We start from the raw sequence: 21,653 nt of genomic DNA, 5'->3' as shown, positions 1-21,653 counted from the left end.
CCCGCCCGCCGTCTTCCACTAGGAGGAATGAATGGCGATTCTTGCCACTGCCGTGTCCCTGTGGGATGGCGGCGAGCTGCACATGTTTGAGCCTGGCGATCTGGTGCCGGATTGGGCTGAGGGTCGCGTGGGCTCGCACTGCCTGCTCCCGGATGCTGCGGCGTCTGGGCTGGCGGGCGACTCCGCTGTGCCGGTGGTCCGTGTGGGTGATGCTGAGCCTGTCGCGGACCTGGCCCCGGATGCTGCGGCGTCTGGTTTGGACTTCACGAAGCCTGCACCGAAGCGTGGCCCTGGGCGTCCCCGCAAGGGAGCCTGACCGTGGCCGCGGACTACGCGGACCTGGACGGCCTAAAGGCGCACTGGCCGCTGCTGCCCTCCGACCGTGAGGGCGAGGCGGGGCAGAAGCTTCACGAGGCGTCGGTGGAGATCCGGGCGCTGTACCCGGACGTGGACGCGCGGATCGCTGCGGGGACCATGGACGCGGACATTCCGCGTCTGGTGGTTTGCCGGATGGTGAAGCGCGCGATGACTGCACCGGCAACTCCGGGCGGTGAGGGCGGGTTGGGGTCGATCCAGCAGGGTGCTGGCCCGTTCTCGCAGACCCTCAATTTCTCGAACCCGGATGGGGCCGTGTACCTGTCGAAGGCTGATCGGAATCTGTTGCGGACGGCGCGAGGCCATAAGCGTGCATGGACGATCATCCCGTCTGGTGGGGCCGTCTGATGGCGGCGTACCCGGAGCCATACGTGGTTCTTCATCGCCCGCTGCTGAGCGGCGGTGAGGATGAGATGGGTGAGCCGGTGAAGGGCTGGGGCGATCCCGTGCCTGCCCCGGTTTATGGGTGGGCTCCCCCGTCTCCCGATGTGGCGATCCGAGCGCTTGAGAGCGGTTTGAAGCGTGACCTTGACGTGTACTGCGCTACACCGTTTGCGGGGCCGGGCGATCTGGTCGTTGTGAACGGGACGCAGTTCAAGGTCGAGGGTTACGCGGACGATTTCAATCATGGCCCGTTCGCTTTCCAGCCGGGCTATCGGATCAACTTGTCACGAGTGGAGGGCTGATGGCGAAGGTCGTTATCCACAACTCGGCGTTTCCTGCACTGCGTAGTGACCCGGCGATCATGAAGGTTCTCGAAGACAAGGCCGAGGCTATTGCGGCGGCCGCTGGCGAGGGGTTCACTACGGACTCCCATCCTGGCGGGAACCGTGGCCGTGTGACCGTGTTCGCAGACTCGTTTGAAGGGATCCTCGCTGAGGCCCGTCACGGCGCCCTATCGCAGGCGGTGGGTAGTGGCTGAGCCAGTCATCCTCTACGGCAACCCCGTGGCCGCGGTGAAAGCTTGGCTTGACGCGCGACTCGGGGGCGTGAAGGCGTTCGCGGATGTTCCGAAGACGCGGCCTGAATCGTTCGTGATCCTGACGCCCTCGGGTGGTTCGGATCTCAGCCCGGTCCATGATCGGGCGCTGATGATGGTCGATTCGTGGGGTCCCACTGCCGCCAAGGCTCAGGACCTCGCACAGCTCGTCCGCGCCCATCTTGGCTCGCTGCGCAATGACCGCGTGCGCGGCGTCCTCATCTACACGGCTAAGCCTCTCGGTGGGCTCGTGTATGTCCCCGACCCAGACGCGGCCTTGCCGCGATATCGGCAGAACTGGGAGTTCGTCACACGCGGCGAGCAGATCCAGTAGCCACTACAACCCAACTTCACTAGCCCCTGTCGCCCGTTGTGGTGCCGGGGGCTTTCCTATGCCCAGGAGGCACCGCATGGCTCTCAATGCCAGCAACGTCATGGTCGGAGTGACCGGCGCCGCGTACAACGCACCGCTTGGCACGACCGTCCCCACCGACGCGAAAACCGCAGTCGACGTCAAGTTCCTTGATACCGGCTACATCCACGAGGACGGCGTTACGCAGTCCATCGAGACCGATGTGACCGACATCAAGGCGTGGCAGAACGGTGATGTGGTCCGCAAGATCCAGACCCAGCACGACTACACGTTGAACTTCAAGATGATCGAGACCACCGGTCAGACCTTGAAGCTCTACTACGCGGACCCGACCGCCACCGCCACCGCGGTGAAGGTCACGGGCGCGCAGTCGCCGCACTCCGCGTGGGTGCTTGAGGTACGCGACGGTAAGAAGACTGTCCGCATCGTGCTGCCGGATGCGCAGATCACTGAGCGCGGCGAGGTCACGTACAAGACCGATGAGGCCGTGGCGTACGACATCACTATCACTGCGTACCCCGACAAAAACGGGGTTAAGGCGTACCTGTATTTGGATGACGGCGCCTCGGGCGTGTAGCCGACGGGCCACCTAATCCCCCGTGGGGCGTGCGTTGCGGGACCGCGCCCCACGGGTCACCACAGTCCCGCTCACCAAACTTTTGACCTCTAAGGAGTCCCGCTATGGCTGAGATCACCACTGAAACGACCGCTATCCCCGACGATGTGAAGCGTCCCGCTGACCGGAAGGTGAAGTCCAACAAGGACGGGTCCCGGACCGTGGAGGTTCGCGGTCTGAGTATCAACGTGTCCGGTGAAGTGCTTGATGACTTTGAGTTGCTGGACGACCTGGACGCGCTGGACCAGGGCAACGGTACGCGCCTCCCATCGGTCCTGCGCCGCCTGATTGGTGTCGAGAATTTCAAGGGTGCTATGGAGATCCTTCGTGATCCTGAGACGGGCCGTGTCTCCGTGGAGTCGGGCGCTGAGTTCGTGTCGGAGGTTTTGAAGGCTGTAGCCCCAAACTCCTGACGCTCGTTGCGCTCCGGCAGGAGTTTGACGAGCAATTGCGCGCTGACTTTTGGCGCTACTACCAACTGCGGTGGGTAGGCGGCCGGGTAGCGGGGTGGGGCCTCATGGAGGTTGCCGACCTTGCGGCGCACTTGCCAGCGGAGTCGGCGACCAAGCGGGCTCTGGGCGGCGGGTGGCTGCTGGACGAGCAGTTGGCGGCGCTGGTTGCCGACCGCCTGCAAGTCCTGATTTGGCAGAAGACCGGCGACGGGCAGAAGGGCAAGAACGTGCCGAAGCCCATTCCGCGGCCTGGCTTCGAGGACGACTCGAAGGGCACGATCCGCGGATCTCGCATGAGTGTGCGTGAGGCGGAGCGATGGGCGAAGCGGCGTCGTGCGGCGCAGGAGCGTCGCGCTGCTGTTGTGCCCGCTGCTGACGGGCTCGTGGAGTACACGACTAGGGCGGGCGCGGTGAAGCGCGTGACCCCGGCACAGGCTGCCGCATACGAGCGCCGCCGCCAGTAAACCGAACGACTCGCAGGGCCGTAATCCGTTGGTGGTTGCGGCCCTTATCTGTGCCCCGAGTGGGGTGCGTGAGGGGGCCATATGGCTGGGGAACTGGCAACCATTTATGTGAATGTCGCGGCGAGTACGGGCGGCCTTGGTCGGCAGTTGCGTGGCGATCTAGGCGGGGCGGGGGCGTCGGCGGGTACCTCTGCCGGCCAGGGTTTCGCTAAGCGTTTCCTGGCTGGCGGTGCTATTGCTGGCATCGCGGCGTCGGTGACATCCCAGCTCTCTGGTGCGTTCTCCGGCTTCATTGGTGAGGCCGTGCGTGCGTCGGATGCCACGGACAAGTTTAAGTCCACCATGAGCTTTGCGGGCCTCAAGACCGATGCCATCGACAAGGCGAAGAAGGCCGCTCAGGACTACGCCGACCAGACGGTCTACGACCTGCCGACCATCCAGTCGATGATGGCTCAGCTCGCCTCCAATGGCGTGAAGGACTACACCGGCCTGTCGAAGGCGGCAGGCAACCTGAATGCTGTCGCGGGCGGCAATGCCGAGACTTTCAAGTCTGTGGCCATGACCATGACGCAGACCGCGGGCGCCGGGAAGCTGACCACGGAGAACTGGAACCAGCTCTCTGATGCGATCCCTGGTGCGGCCGGTCCGTTGATGGATGCCCTCAAGAAGGCGGGCGCGTACACGGGCAATTTCCGCGAGGCGATGGAGAAGGGCCAGATATCCTCCGACGAGTTCAACAAGGCTCTGATGCAGCTCGGCACGAAGCCGGTTGCGGTGGAGGCTGCGAAGTCTACGGAGACTTTTGAGGGTGCGATCGGCAACCTGCAAGCCACGATTTCGGGCGGTCTCACGAGCGCCCTGAACGGGATGAAGCCGCTGCTGACTGGGGCTATCTCTGGGCTGAGCGATGGCATTGCTGGTGGCATCGAGAAGACGAAGGGGGCCCTGGAAGCGTTCAGCGCGTCGGTGGTGGACGGCGAGTCACCGCAGCTGGACAAGCCCTATCTGACGGCGTTCGCGGCCATTGGTGCGGGCGCCGGGAAGACGGCCCGCGAAGTCGCGAAGGGCTGGGGTGAAATGAAGGCGTCGTTTGGGGACGGTGAGTCTCCGGCGTTTGCGTCTCCTCTGGTGACGGCTTTCGCGTCTGTGGGTGCTGAGGCTGGGAAGCTGTGGCGGTCATTTACGACCGCGTTTGCTCCTGCGATCAAGGCCATCGGTGATGCGTTCGCCCCCTTGTTGCCGCAGCTGGGTCAGATTTTCTCTGGCTTCTCTCCGGTGCAGATGATCTTCCAGGCGTTGCAGCCGATCATGCCGTTGCTCGCTCAGGCGTTCCAGGCGATTGGTCAGGCTGTTGCGTTGATGATTCCGCCGCTGGCTCAGGTCGCGGTGAGTTTGCAGAGCGCGTTGGTGCCGGTGATCACGCAGGTGGTGCAGACTCTGTTGCCGCCGTTGATCAATTTGTTTACGCAGATCGCTCCGATTTTGGCTCAGGTTGTGCAGGCTCTTGCGCCGCTGATTGATGCTGTCTTGAATCTGCTAATGCCGGTGATTCAGGCCCTATTGCCTGTGGTGAAGACGGTGTTTGAGGGCCTGATTAATATCATCAAACCCGTCCTGGACATCATCGTTAATGTCATCAAGACGGTGACTGCTGTGCTCACGGGCGATTGGTCCGCGGCTTGGGATGGCATCAAGGGGATCTTCAAGGGTGTCTGGGATCTGATTGTTGGAATCGTGCAGAACAGTATCAATATGGTGCGGTCCGTCATCAGCGCTGTCCTGAATATCATTGGTCCGCTATGGAACAATATGTGGTCAGGCATTTCCTCGTTCTTCTCGGGGATCTGGAACGGCATCGCCTCGTTTGTGCGTGATGCCATCAAAAATGTGCAGACCGCCATCGCCGTCACCATCGGCGCAATCAAGATGACCTGGACCGTCACCTGGAATGCGATCAAGTCCACCGTCGCCGCGATTTGGGGCGGCATCAAGTCCGTGATTTCCGGTGCAATCAATGGCGTGAAGGCCACGATCTCCGGCGTGATGAACACCATCAAGTCAATATGGTCGGCAGTGTGGAACGGGATCAAGAATTTCGTCGGTGGCGCTTTCTCCGGTATCACGTCTGCCGTCTCAACTGGAATCGGGAAGGTCCTACAGTTCTTCAAGGATCTACCAGGTAAAGCAGTCTCGGCGATTTCAGGTCTCACCGGCAAGCTGACTTCTATCGGTGGTCAGATGATGCAGGGCCTCATTAACGGTATCGGCAACATGGGCCAGTGGGTGAAGGACAAGATCGGGGCGGTTGTTGGCGGTGCCGTCGATTGGGCCAAGTCACTTCTCGGTATCCATTCGCCGTCTCGTGTGTTCAAGCAGATCGGTATTTTCCTGGGCGTCGGTTTCGCTGATGGTATTACCGGGACTCAGAAGACCGTGAAGGCTGCCACCGGGAAACTGGTGCAGCAAACCAAGGATGCGTTCGATAAGCGTAACGACATGGTTGCGGCGGCCAACAAGAAGGTCGCGGCGATTCAAGCCAAGATCAAGGCGCTACCCTCTACAGCGAATGCGACAAAGGTTGCTTCCAAGAATGCCGCCGCCCGAGTGAAGGACGCCAAGTCCAACGTGAAGGGCAAGCAGGGCGAAGCGGCCAAGAAGGTTGTGGCCGCTCAACGCGCGGCGGCAAAGAAGGTCGCCGCGGCGCAGGCGAAGGTCAGCAAGAAGCCGACCGCCGCCAACCGGAAGGCGCTGGCGTCCGCGAAGTCTGCGGCTGCCGAGTCCGTGAAGGCCGCCAAGGCGTCGGCATTCAAGTCTGTTGCCGCCGCGAAGAAGGGTGTCGTTGCGGCGAAGGCGGCCCAGTCGCAGGTGAATAACCGGCTCAAGAGTCAGCGGGCGACGCTGAGCAAGCAGCTGTCTGCCGCGAAGGCTGAGCGGCGGTCCGCGAATAGCCTCACACGGGGCTCCGAGCGGGCGTTGATTGCGAAGCTCACTGCGGATCAGAATCGGCTCACGTCGCTGGCCGGGCAGCGCGACCAGATCACGGCGAAGCTCAAGAGTGCCCAGTCGAATCTGACGGCGCTCAAGAAGCAGCGTGCCGACTATGAGGGCAAGGTCATGGAGGGGCTCGCTAAGTCTGGTGATGTCACGGACATGGGCCGGTCCTCCGCGTCGATCCTCAAGAACCTCACCAAGACTCGCGATGGGCTGATCAAGTTCCAGCAGCAGATCGCGCAGCTCAAGGCCAAGGGGCTGAACGCTGGCGCAATCGATCAGATTGTGCAGGCGGGTGTCGGGGACGGGTCGGCTACGGCGAAGGCGCTCCTGGCTGGCGGGTCGTCCACGATTACGCAGGTCAACGCGTTGCAGAAGCAGATCGCTTCCTCAGCGTCGGGTGTCGCGTCCGCAGCGGGCGAGTCGCTGTATGGCGCTGGTATCCGTGCGGCTGAGGGTCTCGTGAAGGGACTCCAATCGCAGGAGAAGCAGATCACCGCGCAGATGACACGGATCGCGAACAGCATGGCGGCCGCCGTGAAGAAGACCCTCGGCATCCACTCGCCCTCTCGTGTGTTCCGTGACGAGATTGGGGCGATGATCCCGGCCGGTTTGATCGCTGGCGTGGAGGGCGGCCGCTCGGCGGTTGACCGTTCGGTGGCGTCGCTGGTGTCTGTGCCGACTGCGGCGTCTGTGGCTCCGGCTACGGGTACGCCTGGTGTAGTGCCTGGGATTCGGCGGGCTACGGAAATCAACATGTACACGCATGATCCGCGCGAGGCCGCTCACCTGGTGGCGCGTGAGATGGATATGGGGGCGATGTGAGGACGCGATTCAGTCCGATCCTAGAGAAGTCGGTCGCTCCGCCGCCTGAGCTGACGGGCGTGAACCTCCTACTCGGTGTGGTGTCCATTACGGGCACCCCACTGGCGGCCCCGTATGAGGCGGGGTACTGGTTCACGTCGCTGACAGGGTGGTGGGATGCCGCGGATTCGACGGGGCAGACCACCCAATTCCTGACCGCTGATGGCGGGTGGAGCAACCGGGCGTACCGGGCCTTCCGCCAGATCGACATCACAGGCCATGTGGAGGCCGGGTCACGCCCGGAGCTGCGGGACGCGATTGAGCGGCTAATGGCTGCTATCCCCGTGGATCCTCTGGTGCCGCTTGTGGTCTATGAGGATGGGCTGGCTCGGCACTGCATGGTGCGCATGTCAGGTCAGCCCAAGGTGGTGTGGGCTGGCGGTCACCTGCCTGTGGCGGACTTTAACATCTCGTTGGTAGCCCCGGATCCGCGCAAGCTCGCCGGTCCGGGTGGGGATTTGGGTTGGCGGGTGTTTGGCCCTGTGGGGCTGCCGTCTACGACGGGTGGGTTGACGTTCCCGTTCACGTTCCCGACCGCTTTTACGGCGGTGACCACTTCGGGTCAGGTGACTTTGGACCTGGCGGGCACGGCTACGCCTAACGCTGTCGTGGAGTTCACGGGCCCGGTACTGAATCCGGGCGTGCGCGAGGTCGGCACGGGCCGCACATTGTGGTTTGACCTTGAGCTGCTGGCCGGTCAGACGCTCTCAGTGGATTTGCGTACTCGCTCTGTCCTACTCAATGGCGTGTCCCGTCGTGGGAAGCGTCGCGGCCAGTGGATTGCCCCGACGCCCGGCGCGGTGTGGGAGTTCACGGCCGCCAATTACAACTCAGACGCGCGCATGCTCGTGCGCACTCAGGAGGCTTGGATCTAATGGCTGTTCTTCCCCTTCCGCCTTTGGCGATTGATGCTGATCCGGACACACAACTGCCCGCTTATTCGGGGGCGTCGTTCCGGGCGGCGTTCTCTGCGTTGCTGACCTCTGGTGTGTCTGCTGGTGTGGCGCGTACGGGGGCTTTGGATCAGCGCGCGTTTGTGGTGTCGCTGGCTGGTACTGCTGTGTCGGCGGCTGCTGGTGGTTTCGCGGTGGGCTCTGGTGCTGGCGTGTATTTGGCCGCGCTGACGGTGCCGCTCACTGTGGGGACGCTTGAGCCAGCGGACCCGACCAACGCGCGCGCTGATCGTGTGGTGCTGCGTATCGATGATCCGACAAATGGTGGCGGGACGGGGCGTGAGGCGTCGGTGGAGATCATCACCGGTACGCCTTCCGCTGTCCCCGCGCTGCCTTCCGTACCTGGCACTTCCGTCTATGCGGATCTTGCGCGTATTGATGTGCCGCGCTCTGGTGCTGGTTCCCCTGCCGTCACGGACCTGCGGAAGTTCACGGCGGTCGCTGGCGGCATGGTTCCCGTTGCCACGAAGGCTGAGCTGGATGCGTGGGTGCCGCCTCTGGGGACGATGGCCACGACACTCTCCGATGGGCAGATCTACACTCGCCGCGCTGGCAAGTGGGTGACACTTGTCCCAGGCGATGACCTGCGGTTCAAGGATTCTGGGTGGGTGAATCTGATCCTGTCCAGAGGGTATGTGGCGGGCGGCGGCGCGACTCCACAGGCGCGACTCTTTGAAGGTGTCGTGTACGTGCGCGGGCAGATTCTCAAGGCCACTGGCACTTTCCCGACTGGGGAGACTGTGATCGCCAAGCTGCCCGCTGGCATCCCTGGGCCGCGTTCCTGGATCGATAACTACTCGGTGCTGTGGCCCAACCCGTCGATTGAGACCCCTGTGCGCGGTGGGTTTGTGCCCAGCGGGGATCTCGCCATTCGCGTGCCAGCCACGCTAACGTTGGTCTCCACGGTGCAGCTTTTTGGCCTGTCCGGGTACACGGCCTCCTGATGCGCGTCTACGTGTGTGAGATCAAGTCAGGCGATGTAATTGACGAGTATCCGTTGGAGGTGTCGTCGGCTCTGTCGCGGCGCTTGAAGACGTATGGGACGGGCGAGTTTCGGCTCCCCGTCCTGGCGCTCAATGGTGCGCAGGCTCGGACGTGGCGTGAGGATCTAATCCCGTGGCGCGTCCTTTTCGTGGCGTGCGATGACGATGACCGGATCATCTGGGCGGGCATCCCCACAGCGCGGACCACGGATGAGAACCCGGTGGTGCGCTTCCCCTGCGTGACGGTGGAGAAATACCTGGACCGCCGCTATCAGGCTGATGCGGAGTTTGAGCAGGAGGACCAGACCTCTGTGATCGCCCGGACCCTGGTGGAGGCGGTGGGTGATGACGTGATCGGCATCGGCCTGGACTACGACACGCCCGCGTCTGGGGTGCTGCGCGACCGAACCTATTTCAATGACGAGGACGCACGGGTGCTCACCCGCGTTCAGCAGCTCTCCAACGTCATCAAGGGCTTCGACTGGACTATCGATGTGGAGTGGGCCGACGAGGACCACTCGCGTGTAGTCAAGATCTTCCGCACTGGGTACCCGAATCTTGGGTATATCACCGAGGACCCGGAGCACGTTTTCTCTGTGATCGCTGGCGTACAGGGTCCGGTGACGTCGTTCTCCCACGAGAACCAATGGGGGGACGGGGACGCGGCCACGCTGGTACAGGCGGTCGGCGACGGACAGGGCGAGGACAAGCCTTATTCGGTGCCGATCATTGACAGCACCCGTGAGGCCGCGGGGTGGCCACGCCTTGAGGAACGCCAATCCAAGCAAGGCGTCATCGAGGACGACACGCTGGCGCAGTACGCGCAGGGCATGGCGCAAACCTATTTCGCTGGCCAGTCCGTGATCTCCTTCGACGCGCTGGTGGATCAGTGGCCCTCCCCTGCCGATGTGACCCTGGGCGACTCTGCGCGGATCGAGATTGACACGGATCAGCTGACCATCTCGCAGGTGTGGCGGATCATCGGCTACTCCATCAGCCCCGCCGAGGGTAAATGGACGCCGGTCATCGCACGCATTGGCGACACCGAGGGAATCGAGGACGACGATGCCGGTTGATCCGTCAGGGATGCCGTCCCAGCCCGACGACCTCGGCGCGCTGGGGCGGCGGCTAGTCCAGCTCGAACGGCTCGTGCAACTTGGCGCGGGGATGAGGTCTTTGGCCAAGGCGGCCATCGGCCGGGGTGGCCTGCGCGTCAACAAGGGCGGAAACATCCGCATCGAGGGCGGCGGGTCGCTCATCATCGAGACCGGAAACCTGGTGCTCGGTGAGGGGCAGATCGACGGCGCCGCGCTGGCGTCCCAGCTTGAGGCGGGATACCAGACGGCGACGGCCTCAAACCTGGGACTCACTACGAGCTGGGTCACGAAAGTCTCACTGACAATCACGGCCCCATCGTGGGCCAAAACGACTGTGGTCCAGGCATACGGGGTCGGGAATCTGGCTGTAAGCACCGATGCGCTCACATCCGATCAGGACGTAAACGGTCAGGTGAGGGTGCAGGTATCCGGGGACACGTCACTAGAAGTGTCACTCACGGCGGTTAATACCTCCACCACGGGTACAGCATTTCGGGCGACCGGAGCCGTGTCTTACGCGCGATCAGTAGACGTATCCACTAACAAAAACATCTCGGTCGCCTTGCAGGCGCGCGCAAATTCGGCCGCCGCAATGCCGACCACGGCGTCGTCGCGGGCAGATATTTACGTGGTGGTACAGCACTACAGGTAGGAGGCCCCATGCTTGACGAATCCGGGTACCCGACCACGTTGGACCCCGCTGACATGCAGCGTCGCCTAACTGTCTTGGAACGCCTGACGGCGCTGGGGGCGGCCGCCCGTTCCCTGACCGGCTCGGCTATCGGTAACGGCGGGCTGCGCGTCTACGGGGGCGGTTCCATCCGCGTAGAGGATGGCGGGTCGCTGTACGTGGACCAAGGAAACCTTGTGCTTGGGGCCGGGTCCGTCCGTGGCACAGCACTCAAGGGACAGATCCTCACTGATTTTCAGAGCACCACGTCTACATCTTTTGAGGTGTCTACGGCGTGGGTCCGGTCGGTGAGCATTACGGTCACTCGTCCCGCGTGGGCTACTCGCACGGTTGTTTCATGCCAGGCCGCCGTCAACCTCCCCGTGTATGGGGCGATGCGCGGATACCTGACCGGCTCGGGCTCGACTCTCGACATTTGCACGACGCCGCGCAGCTCACGCTCGGACTCGGATACGTCCGCGTCCCTGGCGTGGGGCGGCGTCACCACGGCGGCGTCCATCACAGCCGCCATTGACACTCGCACATTCTTCTCTGACACCACGCTCACTCCCCGCCGTGCTGACCTCCAGGTCTCGTGCACGTTCATGCGGTGACCCAGCACTAGGAGGCATCATGGCCGACATTCTCACGGTGACCACGGGCAAGGTGGACTGCCGCCTGGCGGTCACCACCAACGACCAGAACGCACCGAACCCGCTCTTCGACACCATTGCGCCGACCGGGTACGTGTATCTACGCCCCCGTAAGACTGCTTTCGTGGCGTCCGATCCTGGCGTGATCGTCATCCCCGACGAGATCTCCCTTGTGGTGGATGTGGATGGGTGGGCGGTGATGCCCGATTCTTCGGGCGGCCCGTCTGATGTGCGCACGATTGACCTCCCGGCGGCGGAGGGCATGACCTGGCAGGTGAGCTTTGATCTGCGCGTGCCAGCGTACCCGTGGCAGACCGGAGTGGCTGAGAACCGGTTGCGGGTCGCACCGTTCGACATCCCCGTGGAGCCGGGCACTACGACGCACATTGCCGACTACCTGCCCGCCGGGGTGGACCCATCCACCGGCACAGTGTGGGTCAAGGGCGACAAGGGCGACGCCGGACCTGGCATCAAGGACATGGTGCAGGTTGACGGCGACCTGCTCGTGGAGCTTGAGAACGGGCGCACGGTCGGGCCCTTCGACTTGCCCGCGTCCACCGTCCCCGGCCCGGCATCAAACCTGGGTATCGGCACGGTCACCACTGGCGCTGAGGGTGCGCCCGCATCCGCCACTGTCACCGGGGCGGCGCCTGACTTCAAGCTCAATCTCACTCTCCCCCGTGGTGCGACTGGTTCAGGAGGCGGTCTCCCCTCGGGTGGCACCACCAACCAGGTTCCGGTCCGCGCTTCCGACGGCGGCACCGCATGGGCAACCGCCGCGTCCCTCGTCCCTCCCGCCACCACGTCAGTGCCCGGCCTACTCAGCGCCGCCGACAAGGCGAAGCTGGACGCCGCCCCGACAACGGCGAATGTCACCGCCGCACAGACCAACGCGGTCGCGTCCGCCAAGACGTACACGGATGGGCTGGTAGGCAATCAGGTCGCCACGATGGCCACCACCAACATGCTCGTCGCCACCGCCTCCATGCCCGGCGCAATCGTCTCCGGCGCGTACAACGTGAGGCCGTCAATCGCGTCAAACTTCACGATCTTCACAGCGCCTTTCCCCCTGAAAATCGTGTCCGTCACCCTGGTGCAGTCCATCGCCACTATCCCTGTGGACGCCACAAATTTCATGGCGGTGGGCTGGCGGAAGGTCGGCACCAATGGGACGACGTTCTCAACGGTGGCGAACAAGCGGACCAACGCCACGGCCTGGGAAGTGCACAAGCCGTGGTCCTATGACAGCGAGACGCAGACCGAGGCGAACAAGACAATGGCGGCGGGCGAGGGCCTGAACCTGTCCTTCTCTGTTGCAGGAACTGGTTACTACCTGTTCCCCATCTACGTGACGGTGAGGTATCTGCCGCTGTGACTGTTCCCGCTCTCTCTGATCAGTACGTCCCGGACCTGCGATCATCGGCGACGGTGCAGGTGTTCGCAGACAATCAATTTGGCGCATTCTCTGGGCACTCCACGAACTGGAACATGCGCGCGGCCACGGATTCGTTGTCGCTCAAACCGTACGTGGGGATGCGCGCCAACGCTGGGGACTGCATCGAATGGAACACGGCGACGCCAGAAGATGCCGACTACAAAGCGTTTCGGAATGTCCTCACCGGGGACGGGCTGCCTTACTTGGACGTGCCAGGCAATCACGACCTAACCACGTACAACAACGCCGCGAAGTTCCCGTACACGCGCACCACCGCTGACGGGATCTTCGAGCGGATGGCGCGCACCGCTGACGAGTGGGCGCGTGACGTACCGGCGCGCGGCTCAGCCAACGCCGTGGCATCCACATCGGATATCGCAGTGATGGGCGTGTCCTCAGACCTGTGGGCCTACCGACCCAACATCGCCTCACCAAATTATGCGCCGCCCGACCCGCTGACGGAGGCGACGCTGACGTGGATGGATCAACAACTCACGGCCCTGGGATCCAAACCCACATGGCTCATGTCCCATCAGCTTCCGCTCGGCCAGTTCGCTAGCAATCCTGGCGGAGTGGATGAGTACCTGCGCCCGTGGAGTCGAATCGCGGAAGTGTTGGATGCTCACCCGAACGTCTTGGGCTGGATCTCCGGGCACTGGCACATCGACCCGGCCCGCGCTGACGGGGTGGCGAAAATCAATGTTGGCTCGCGGTCCATCACCGCCATCAATGCACCCAGCTCGCAGGGGCTCCGAAGTGGTTGGAATGCGAAGCAACTCCAATACGGTGACGGCACCCTCGGGCCCGAGTACGCGAAGTCGATGTTCATTGGCTACGACGGAACGGACATCACGCTGCGGTGGCGCAACCACAACAACGGCACATGGGTCCAGCCACAAGGCGGCAAATACCGCCGCATCACGCTCTGAGAGGAGCCACACCATGAAGCACTACCTACGCACCCCGTTGCCGGGGCTCCTGGTCCTCATCGGCGCGTGGCAGATCGTCTCCGGATGGAACTGGGCGATCCGACCGACACCCTCCCGCATCGCTGGGGTGGAGTGGATGCCCGCCAATATCACCACCCAGCACGTCGGGCTACTGCTACTGGCATCAGGGGTGATCACGCTGATCGGCGGACTCTTGAGCCGTGTCCGCTGGCTGAGGTCCGTGGCCACGTACGCGGCAATTTTCGTGCCGCTACTGGTGGCAGCAGCCTTCCTTGGCGCGGCGGCAGAGAGCGGCAACGCTGACCGGATGCAGACCGTGTACTCATACGCTACGTATTCGCTGGCGGTCCTATGGGTGGCCATCGCGTCCTCGCGGAGCGGGCGCGGAGGTGACGATCAATGACAGACCCTACATTCCTCGGGACGCTAATCACCGTCATCGCTGGCATCATCGCGGCGGTACTGGCGTGGCTAGGCACCCGCTTCCAGGCCAAAGCAAGCCGAGAGACGACAAGCACCCAGACCCTCCTAGACGGTCTTGCCGCACGCGTCGCCTCCCTGGAAAAGCGCGTTTCTGATCAACAGATGGAGATTGACCAGGAGCGACACGAGCGGGGTAAGGCACAAAAAGAACGCGACGAGGCGATCCGCCAAGCCCGCGAGGCCGACGACACGCTGCGCGATCACCGCGAGCTCCTCGAAGATTTCGTGCAGCACTCCGAGCAGCTCATGGCCTGGGGCTCCCCAACGGCTCCGCCACCACCGCCGCTGCCTTCATGGCGCATCCGTCAGTACCGCGATGACCTCGCGGCGAACGCCACAGTTTTGCGGCGTCAGCAAGAAAGCGAGACACCATGACCGACCTGCCTGCACCCCTTCTCACTGGACTCGTGACGGGGCGGTTTATTGCCGCGCTCATCGATGGGGCTGATTCTGGCGCTGAGCCGGATGTGGTCCCTGCTGCTGGGAAGATCACGCTCACTCCGGATGTACCGTACCTGCCACTGGCTGAGGCTGAGGGCGGTGCGGTCACGGTCATCGGTGGGCCTGTCGTGGTGGTGCTTGACGCTGAGGGCTACCTGTCCACACCGCACACGGACCCCGCACAGCCGCCGATGGCTCGTGGTGTGCGGGTTCTGGCGACGGACTCCCCCGGCGCCCCGGTAACTGGGTTCACGTGGAAGGTGGACTATTCTTTCGCGCCGATCAATGGGCGCACTCCCACGATTCCCAGCCACGCCATTGCGGTGCCAGCGGGCGGGCAGGTGGATCTCACGACGGCGGTGAAGGTTCCTTCTTCGCCGGGCGTTGGTATCCCACAGGTGGAGGACGCGGCGCGGCGTGCGGCGGAGTCGGCAGCCGTCGCCATGGGTGCAGCGCAAGAGGCTGCCACCGCGGCGGAGGCTGCGGTGGAGGCGTCAGCGGGTGCGGTGGCTGGGGTCGCCGATGCGGCGGCGTCAGCGTCATCCAGCGCGGCGGCGGCAGCGGCGGCGGCCGGGTCAGCTTCCACAGCGGCGTCCACTTCCACGTTGGCGAAGGCCGCAGCTGATGCCGCCAAGGCCGACGCGGCATCAGCAGTAGGGGCGGCGACGACGGCAGCAAGCGCGGCAACCGCCGCGGCAAACAGCGCCGCCACAGCCACAGCGGCGGCCGCACGGGTGGACACGACGGCGGGCCGCCGGGTCTACGTCAAAGACACGACCGGGGCGGACCAGTTGGTCTACTCCCACACCGGCATCCGCAACATCGCCGGGTTTATCGCCAGCCCGTGGAGCTTGGGCGCCGGCGGATTTCTCCGGCTAGTCCGCGAGGGCAACACGGTCACCCTCACATGGCGGGCGCTCACCGCCAGCGGCACCAACACCACCATCACCACCAACGGCGTCCCGGCCGGTTTCCGGCCCACCACGGGGCAGACCTTCCCCGTACGGCTCGCAACCGGGGCGTGGGGCGGCGCCCTAAACGTGGACATCGGCGGGCAGATTTTCTGCTCCACCGAGGCACAGAACACGGGCAACGCCATGGCCGCGCAGTGGCAGACCACAGACCCGTGGCCCACCACTCTCCCCGGCGCCACGGCCTAACCCCGACACCGACCAGCAGGAGGACACCATGACAACCACACGACTCGGCTGGGACGTACTCACATCGTCAGCCAGTCCCCGACTCGCCAACTTCCCCTGGATCACAGGCAGAGTCCGCAAGGGCGACGCCGCGACACTCCGACAGCAGGAAAGGGGTACCCCATGACGGCATGGCGCATGGCCGGATCGCTCGAGCAGCTGCTCGGTCAGATCAACAACCACTACCCCACCAGGTCCACAGTCAGCGATGGCGGGAAGGGTGACGATGCCCACGCGGCGCGGAACTCCGATCACAACCCGGACGCCACGGGGGTGGTCCATGCCAGGGACTTCACCCACGACCCGGCCGTGTTCGACGCGCACGCGTTCGCGGACCGCCTCGTGGCAGCCCGCGACCCCCGCGTCAGCTACGTCATCAGCCGGGGTCGGATCAGCCTCGACAATGGCTCCTGGCTCCCGTACATGGGCACCAACCCCCACAACAAGCACGTCCACGTCTCCGTCGTCCCCGGACCCGCCGGTGATGACGTGCGGCCGTGGCCAGCCGTCCCCACGAAAGGACACCTCATGCCCCACGCGGTATCGCCCTTCACGGGCCGCTACACCCAGAAGTACGGGACGTCTGGCGGGTACGCCGGGCACCTCGGGATCGACATCGCCCCACCGTCCCCAGGCCAGACGGGCAAGCCAGTGCGCGCCATGTTCGCGGGCACCGTCGTGCGCGCCGCCCGAGGTGTGCGCCACGGCAATCGACGCTCCACGTGGGCACCAGGGCGCACAGGCAACGGAGTCCTGATCCGCAACGCCGACGGCGAGGCGCAGGGCTACAACCACGTGACGCCCGCCGTGAAGGCAGGGCAGCGCGTCGCGGCCGGGGAGGTCATCGGCTACAACGACCGATCCGGGAACCAGACCGCGCCGCATCTGCACTTTGAGACGTGGGCCGACTGGCGCAACCCGGCCTCCAACTACGACCCGGCGAGGGCGTTCCGGCGCTTCGCCCTCCGCGTCGGTGGCGCACCGGCGGGCGGCACGGGCGGCAGTAGTGGAGGTGGGACGTCCAAGCCTGCCACCAAACCCAAGCCCGCCAAGAAGTGGCCGGACGCGAACCTTTCCGCCAAGGCGACCAAGGCCCAGATAGCAGACGCCTGGTACATCCTCATGGCCAAGATCGGCCACAAGGACCGCTCTGCCACACAGCGCCGCCAGCGATGGCTCAAAGCCCAAGGCACCTACAAGGGTGCACTGGACGGCAAGTGGGGCCGACTCACCACCAAGGCCCTACAGCAGACCCTCGCCAAGCGGGGTTTCTACCACGGTGTGATCGACGCGGTGGCCGGCCCCATGCTGCGCGCCGCCGAGATCGCCTTCCTCAACAGCCAGCGCAAGACCAACCTCAAGTAAGGACGACACCTGTGTTCACCATCGCATTTTTCAAGGGGGCCGCTGAGCGCGCCGCCAAGACCTTCGCCCAATCCCTCCTGGCCGTCATCTCGGTCACCGGGCTGACCTTCGGTGGCGTCGACTGGGGTGTGTCTCTGTCCGCCGCCGGGCTCGCCGCCCTCGCCTCCGTGCTGACCTCCATCGTCAACCCGAGCTTCACCGCGGGCGGTGATCAGGAGATCGTCATCGAGCAGATCAGTGACGACGGGTCCGAGCTCCCGGACCCCGAGCCGGAGCCGGTTGCCGAGTCTGCCGACGACTCCCCCGCCAAGCACGCCGCATGACAAAGCGCCCCACCTCATCACGAGGTGGGGCGTTTTTGTGCGTCTGGGGGCTACCGGCCGCCGCGCTTGGCCATCTGATAGATGCACTGGCGGTCCACGTCGAGGGCGTCCGCCAGTGCCACGGCGGCACCCCACCTGCGTTATGGTAGGAGAAACCCCCGCGATGTGTCAGCATCCGGGGGCGCGATCGAACAACCCGCAAAGGACGTGTCCGACATGGACGATGTTAGCACCCTCGAGCTCCAAGGCTTCACCCCATACGCCCAAGTCCCACGATGGGTACTCCGGTCGGGAATCCGCCTCTCGCACGGCGCAGTCCGCCTCTACGGCGTCATCATGACCTACGCCGATAACTCATCCAAGACCGCTTTCCCAAGCCGCGAGAAGCTCGCTCAAGACATGGGCATCAAGCCCCGATCCATCAGCAGCTACACCAAAGAGCTCGAAGACTACGGCGCCCTCCAAGTGACCCGCCGTCGAAACCTCCGCACCGGAAACTTCTACGCCAACCACTACGTCCTAGTGTTCACCGAACCGGGTGCAAAATATTGCACCCCGCCGGATGCAACAGAGCGCACCATAACTACACCCACCATTTCAACTACACCCACCGCTCCTACGCCTTCACCCTCCGGGCGAAGCGAATCCTCGCTACGCTCGCCGTCAACCTCCGGTGGACGCAGCGACCGCGAACTGCTCCAACTCGCACGAGACATGGCTACCGCCACCAGTGAAAGCGAACAGACCGCCGCCTATCAGGTATTCATGGAAGCCTTCCAAGCACAGCACGGCGACGACCCAGGGTTCTGGGACTACGGGTGGTCAGAGCGCCTACAGCAGCTCGTCAAGAAGCACGGACTCGACTACGGCACAGCTAAATGGCTTGGCATCTTCACCAACGCCGCCACCTAAAACACCACCGCCCCACCCTCAGTGCGAGGGTGGGGCGGTTTCGTGCGTCCTGGGGGTCAGGAAACGAAGGTTTTCGAGTCGTACTCGAATCCCGGCGACACATCCATGGTGATGTCGTCAGGATCCTCCACGTCAAACGCCACCTTGTATGTCACAGTCTTTCCCGGCTTTACCGTGGTGGTAGGCATCTCAACGCCCTGAGAAGAGTCGAAAATCTGTTCAGCCTCACTCCCCCCAGATGAGGCGCTGAGCGACAAGATGACCGGCTTGAAGTCCTCCTCAGTGCCGTTAGTGACAGTCACAGTGAACACCTGCGGCTTGCCCTGAACGTCGGCCATCGCGTACTCAGAGGGCTTGAACTTCTTTGGCTTCGACACGGCAATCTTCATGCCGTTCTCCCACGTGTAGGCATCACCAAGCTTCGGGTCACTCGACTCGGAGCCAGCCTCGGGCGCTGCCGACGTGGTTGAGTCCTTCGCCGCCTGGCTCTGTGAAGCATTGTCCGCGCCGGATTTTTCGACCGTGCCACCGCTAGGGTCTGAGCATGCGGTTAGCGAGAGCGCGACCAATGCGACGGCGGAAATGGAGATGACCTTCTTCATGCGGTGCTCCTCATAGGGGTGGTGACAATGACGTTAGTAAACCACACGGACGATCAGGAACGGTGTGGGGATACAGGCCTAGTCCAGCGCGTCGGCTGCCGCTATGTCGTCTCCGGTGCTCATCTGCGCGTAGATCCGGAGCGTAGTCTGCGGGTCCTCGTGTCCTAGCCTGGCCTGTACGACGTGTACCGGGCGACCGGCTTGGAGTAGGTGGGTGGTGTGCGCGTGACGGATCTCGTGAATCCAGGGCCGCTCATAGAGCCGTCCATCCTCAAGCATCTGATCCATGAGTGGGCCCCAGACGTATTTGTGGAACCAGGAGTTGCGCAGATACTCACCTGTTGGGCGGGTAAATATCAGGTCCTCCGGCGATATCTCCTTCAAGTGATCAGCCAACGCCTCGGATAGCACCAGGCTGCAGGCGACGGTGCGCCGGGACTTCTTGGTCTTGGGCGGCCCGATCTCGTCCTTACCTCCCTCGCCTGCTTTCCATGCGCGGGTCACATAGATGGTTGCCCGGCCATTGCTGATCCGCACGTCGCGTTTGCGTAAGGCAGTGGCCTCGTTGTATCGCAGGCCCGTCTTGCACAGGGTTAGGAGGAACAGTCGGTAGCGCTCCCCCACTGCGGCGCAGATCATGTCGAGGTCATCGGGTGAGAGGTACACGGGTTCGCGGGCGTCGTTCTTGTCTGCGAGCATCTGGCCCTTGGCGACGTTGCGGGTGATGATCTCTTCACCGACTGCGTAGGCCAGCGCTGCCGAGAGTAGGGCGTGGATGTTGGCCTTGGACTTGTGGCCGAGTTTCTGACCGGTGGGTTGGTTCGCTCGGCTGGCGGCCACCAGGTTGTCGAGCCAGTGCGCCACGTCGGCACGGGTGAGCATGTCTACGGGGCGCGTGCCGAGGGTTGTGCCGTGGATGTGCAGGCGCAGCAGTCGTCGGTACTTGGAGATGGTGCCCTCTTGCGGCTTGCGCAGGTGCTCGATGTGTGCGGCTACCACCTCTTGCACAAGAGGTACCTTGCGGGTCACGGCCGCGAGTGCCTGCTTTGCAACCGTGAAGGAGTTTCCGTTGGAGTCTAGGAACTCTTTGAGCCTGATCGCCCGCTGTTCCTCGTGGAAGGTACGCGAGCGCACCGCCTTGGTTTCAGCGTCACGCCAGGAGACGGTGTATGACCTTGATCCGTCCGCCCTCTGTCTCGTTCTGATTGTTGCCATGTCCCCACTCGGTACCGTTCTTCGCCAACAAATCGGCCATTCTCGCCAACACGCTTTGTGCGGAGACCAGAAGAGGCCCGGAATCACACGGATTCCGAGCCTCAGTCTAGGTGGAGATGGGGGGAATTGAACCCCCGTCCGATGTGGTGTTGCCAGGTCTTCTCCGGGCGCATTTCGAATTGAGGTTTCTCTGCCCCAAGAGTCAACACTCGAACAAGTGACTCGTGGATACCTCCGGGCACAGTCACAGTGGAAGTCCCGAGCACCCCTGTGACGCAGGTACTCAGCAGTGGCTATCTAAATGACGTTAGATTCCCACGCGATAGCATCGCAGGGCTAACGGACCGTCTAGCTACAATTAGGCAGCGAGAGCGAAGTCAGTGCGCTTGTTTTCGGCACTTATTGGTTTGCAGAGGGCGTTTACAAGATAACTCTGCATCCTTGGCCCGCTTCCCCTGTCGCGACTCACATCGTCGAAACCGATCATCCCCGTATGTGGTTTTCAACGCCTCGAATGGCCCGTGAGGACCACCCTTGGCAACCGCTCCGCCCGGCAACCCGAGCAGACATTCAGTATAACCCCGAGGGGTCATGGTTTGTTCCCCGCCGCCCTCAAGCAGGCCTCAGTCGTCCTGGGCCCCGCGGTTTCTTGCCCGCATGGCCCGTTGAGCCTCGCGGTTGTCTTGCTTCTCGCGAAGCACCTGACGCTTGTCATACTCGCGGTTACCGCGAGCCAGGGCGATCTCCACCTTGGCCCTGCCGTCCTTAAAGTACAACTGCAACGGCACGATCGTCAGGCCCGATTCCTCGGACTTGCGCTGGAGCTTGTTGAGCTCCTCGCGATGCAGCAAGAGCTTGCGCCGGCGCCGCGCCGCATGGTTGGTCCAGGAGCCATTGAGGTACTCCGGGATGTACACGGCCTCGAGGTAGAGCTCGTCACGGTAGTACGTGCAGAAACCGTCCACGAGAGAGGCCTTGCCCTCGCGTAGCGACTTCACCTCGGTGCCAGAGAGCACCATTCCGGCCTCATACGTATCCAGAATGGTGTAGTCATGACGGGCCTTGCGGTTGGTGGCCACGACCTTGTTGCGTTGTTCTTCCTTCGGATTCTTCTTGGCCATCAGGGCCCTCCTTCCGACCACTCGTCTGCTAGCCACGCTCCCCCACAGCTGCAGGAACGCGGAATCACCCATCCTACCGCCGAAACGCAGTTGGGCCGGGCGTTGCCGCCCGGCCCAACTCGTGCGCGCTGGCGGCC

The 21,653-nt window shown here is 63.6% G+C and carries 24 protein-coding genes and 1 other RNA gene; 21 read left to right on the top strand and 4 right to left on the bottom strand.

Annotation, left to right across the window (positions count from 1 at the left end; genetic code table 11):
- Positions 1-31 precede the first annotated feature (31 nt).
- From DWQ67_RS02690 to DWQ67_RS02585, 21 genes are all read left to right on the top strand, one after another.
- Positions 32-316 carry a hypothetical protein gene (locus DWQ67_RS02690; protein ID WP_121484015.1) on the top strand — a complete coding sequence of 95 codons (285 nt, stop codon included), beginning with the start codon at positions 32-34 and terminating at the stop codon, positions 314-316.
- Between the two features lie 2 nt (positions 317-318).
- On the top strand, positions 319-723 hold the full coding sequence (locus DWQ67_RS02685; protein ID WP_121484014.1) for a hypothetical protein: 405 nt from the start codon (positions 319-321) through the stop codon (positions 721-723).
- The gene (locus DWQ67_RS02680; protein ID WP_147433591.1) at positions 690-1,061 is read left to right on the top strand and encodes a hypothetical protein; all 372 of its coding nucleotides are present in this window, start codon (positions 690-692) and stop codon (positions 1,059-1,061) included. The genes DWQ67_RS02685 and DWQ67_RS02680 overlap by 34 nt, the downstream gene beginning before the upstream one ends.
- A 228-nt stretch (positions 1,062-1,289) precedes the next feature.
- Positions 1,290-1,688: a hypothetical protein gene (locus tag DWQ67_RS02670; RefSeq protein ID WP_121484011.1), complete on the top strand. Its 399-nt coding sequence runs from the start codon at positions 1,290-1,292 to the stop codon at positions 1,686-1,688.
- Between the two features lie 76 nt (positions 1,689-1,764).
- Entirely contained in the window at positions 1,765-2,304 is a 540-nt protein-coding gene (locus tag DWQ67_RS02665; protein WP_121484010.1) for a phage tail tube protein, read from the top strand.
- Between the two features lie 104 nt (positions 2,305-2,408).
- Complete coding sequence (locus tag DWQ67_RS02660) at positions 2,409-2,756, top strand: hypothetical protein (RefSeq protein WP_121484009.1); 348 nt, start codon at positions 2,409-2,411, stop codon at positions 2,754-2,756.
- Between the two features lie 104 nt (positions 2,757-2,860).
- Entirely contained in the window at positions 2,861-3,259 is a 399-nt protein-coding gene (locus DWQ67_RS02655; protein ID WP_147433590.1) for a DUF5361 domain-containing protein, read from the top strand.
- Between the two features lie 81 nt (positions 3,260-3,340).
- Positions 3,341-7,075 carry a tape measure protein gene (locus DWQ67_RS13845; protein ID WP_199712577.1) on the top strand — a complete coding sequence of 1,245 codons (3,735 nt, stop codon included), beginning with the start codon at positions 3,341-3,343 and terminating at the stop codon, positions 7,073-7,075.
- A gap of 59 nt (positions 7,076-7,134) precedes the next feature.
- Entirely contained in the window at positions 7,135-7,989 is an 855-nt protein-coding gene (locus DWQ67_RS02645) for a phage tail family protein (protein ID WP_147433589.1), read from the top strand.
- The gene (locus DWQ67_RS02640) at positions 7,989-9,011 is read left to right on the top strand and encodes a hypothetical protein (protein ID WP_147433588.1); all 1,023 of its coding nucleotides are present in this window, start codon (positions 7,989-7,991) and stop codon (positions 9,009-9,011) included. The genes DWQ67_RS02645 and DWQ67_RS02640 overlap by 1 nt, the downstream gene beginning before the upstream one ends.
- Positions 9,011-10,126: a hypothetical protein gene (locus tag DWQ67_RS02635; protein ID WP_147433587.1), complete on the top strand. Its 1,116-nt coding sequence runs from the start codon at positions 9,011-9,013 to the stop codon at positions 10,124-10,126. The genes DWQ67_RS02640 and DWQ67_RS02635 overlap by 1 nt, the downstream gene beginning before the upstream one ends.
- Complete coding sequence (locus DWQ67_RS02630; protein ID WP_121484004.1) at positions 10,116-10,799, top strand: hypothetical protein; 684 nt, start codon at positions 10,116-10,118, stop codon at positions 10,797-10,799. The genes DWQ67_RS02635 and DWQ67_RS02630 overlap by 11 nt, the downstream gene beginning before the upstream one ends.
- Before the next feature lie 8 nt (positions 10,800-10,807).
- On the top strand, positions 10,808-11,431 hold the full coding sequence (locus DWQ67_RS02625; RefSeq protein WP_121484003.1) for a hypothetical protein: 624 nt from the start codon (positions 10,808-10,810) through the stop codon (positions 11,429-11,431).
- 19 nt (positions 11,432-11,450) lie between these two features.
- Positions 11,451-12,845 carry a hypothetical protein gene (locus tag DWQ67_RS02620; protein WP_121484002.1) on the top strand — a complete coding sequence of 465 codons (1,395 nt, stop codon included), beginning with the start codon at positions 11,451-11,453 and terminating at the stop codon, positions 12,843-12,845.
- A gap of 53 nt (positions 12,846-12,898) precedes the next feature.
- Positions 12,899-13,834: a metallophosphoesterase family protein gene (locus DWQ67_RS02615; protein ID WP_147433586.1), complete on the top strand. Its 936-nt coding sequence runs from the start codon at positions 12,899-12,901 to the stop codon at positions 13,832-13,834.
- Positions 13,835-13,847: 13 nt separating this feature from the next.
- Positions 13,848-14,258, top strand: a complete 411-nt coding sequence (locus DWQ67_RS02610) for a hypothetical protein (protein ID WP_121484000.1) — start codon at positions 13,848-13,850, stop codon at positions 14,256-14,258.
- On the top strand, positions 14,255-14,713 hold the full coding sequence (locus DWQ67_RS02605; protein ID WP_121483999.1) for a hypothetical protein: 459 nt from the start codon (positions 14,255-14,257) through the stop codon (positions 14,711-14,713). The genes DWQ67_RS02610 and DWQ67_RS02605 overlap by 4 nt, the downstream gene beginning before the upstream one ends.
- A complete protein-coding gene (locus tag DWQ67_RS02600) occupies positions 14,710-15,939 on the top strand; it encodes a hypothetical protein (RefSeq protein WP_121483998.1) in 1,230 nt (409 codons plus the stop codon). The genes DWQ67_RS02605 and DWQ67_RS02600 overlap by 4 nt, the downstream gene beginning before the upstream one ends.
- Positions 15,940-16,101: 162 nt before the next feature.
- Complete coding sequence (locus DWQ67_RS02595; protein ID WP_121483997.1) at positions 16,102-17,343, top strand: peptidoglycan DD-metalloendopeptidase family protein; 1,242 nt, start codon at positions 16,102-16,104, stop codon at positions 17,341-17,343.
- A gap of 11 nt (positions 17,344-17,354) precedes the next feature.
- Positions 17,355-17,666, top strand: coding sequence for a holin (locus DWQ67_RS02590; protein ID WP_121483996.1), 312 nt, complete (start codon positions 17,355-17,357; stop codon positions 17,664-17,666).
- An 81-nt stretch (positions 17,667-17,747) separates the two neighbouring features.
- Entirely contained in the window at positions 17,748-18,578 is an 831-nt protein-coding gene (locus DWQ67_RS02585) for a helix-turn-helix domain-containing protein (RefSeq protein ID WP_121483995.1), read from the top strand.
- Between the two features lie 56 nt (positions 18,579-18,634).
- On the opposite strand, the gene DWQ67_RS02580 is transcribed toward DWQ67_RS02585, so the two are convergent.
- The 4 genes from DWQ67_RS02580 to smpB form a co-directional block, all read right to left on the bottom strand.
- Entirely contained in the window at positions 18,635-19,180 is a 546-nt protein-coding gene (locus DWQ67_RS02580) for a DUF1942 domain-containing protein (protein ID WP_121483994.1), read from the bottom strand.
- Between the two features lie 78 nt (positions 19,181-19,258).
- Positions 19,259-20,188, bottom strand: a complete 930-nt coding sequence (locus DWQ67_RS02575) for a tyrosine-type recombinase/integrase (protein ID WP_158595336.1) — start codon at positions 20,186-20,188, stop codon at positions 19,259-19,261.
- 315 nt (positions 20,189-20,503) lie between these two features.
- Positions 20,504-20,886: a transfer-messenger RNA gene (gene ssrA, locus DWQ67_RS02570) on the bottom strand.
- Between the two features lie 132 nt (positions 20,887-21,018).
- The gene (gene smpB, locus DWQ67_RS02565) at positions 21,019-21,516 is read right to left on the bottom strand and encodes an SsrA-binding protein SmpB (protein WP_121483992.1); all 498 of its coding nucleotides are present in this window, start codon (positions 21,514-21,516) and stop codon (positions 21,019-21,021) included.
- Positions 21,517-21,653: the final 137 nt, after the last annotated feature.

This window comes from Galactobacter caseinivorans (genome assembly GCF_003640665.1).
Classification (GTDB): Bacteria; Actinomycetota; Actinomycetes; order Actinomycetales; family Micrococcaceae; genus Galactobacter; species Galactobacter caseinivorans.
This window is presented reverse-complemented; position numbering and strand designations above follow the sequence as displayed.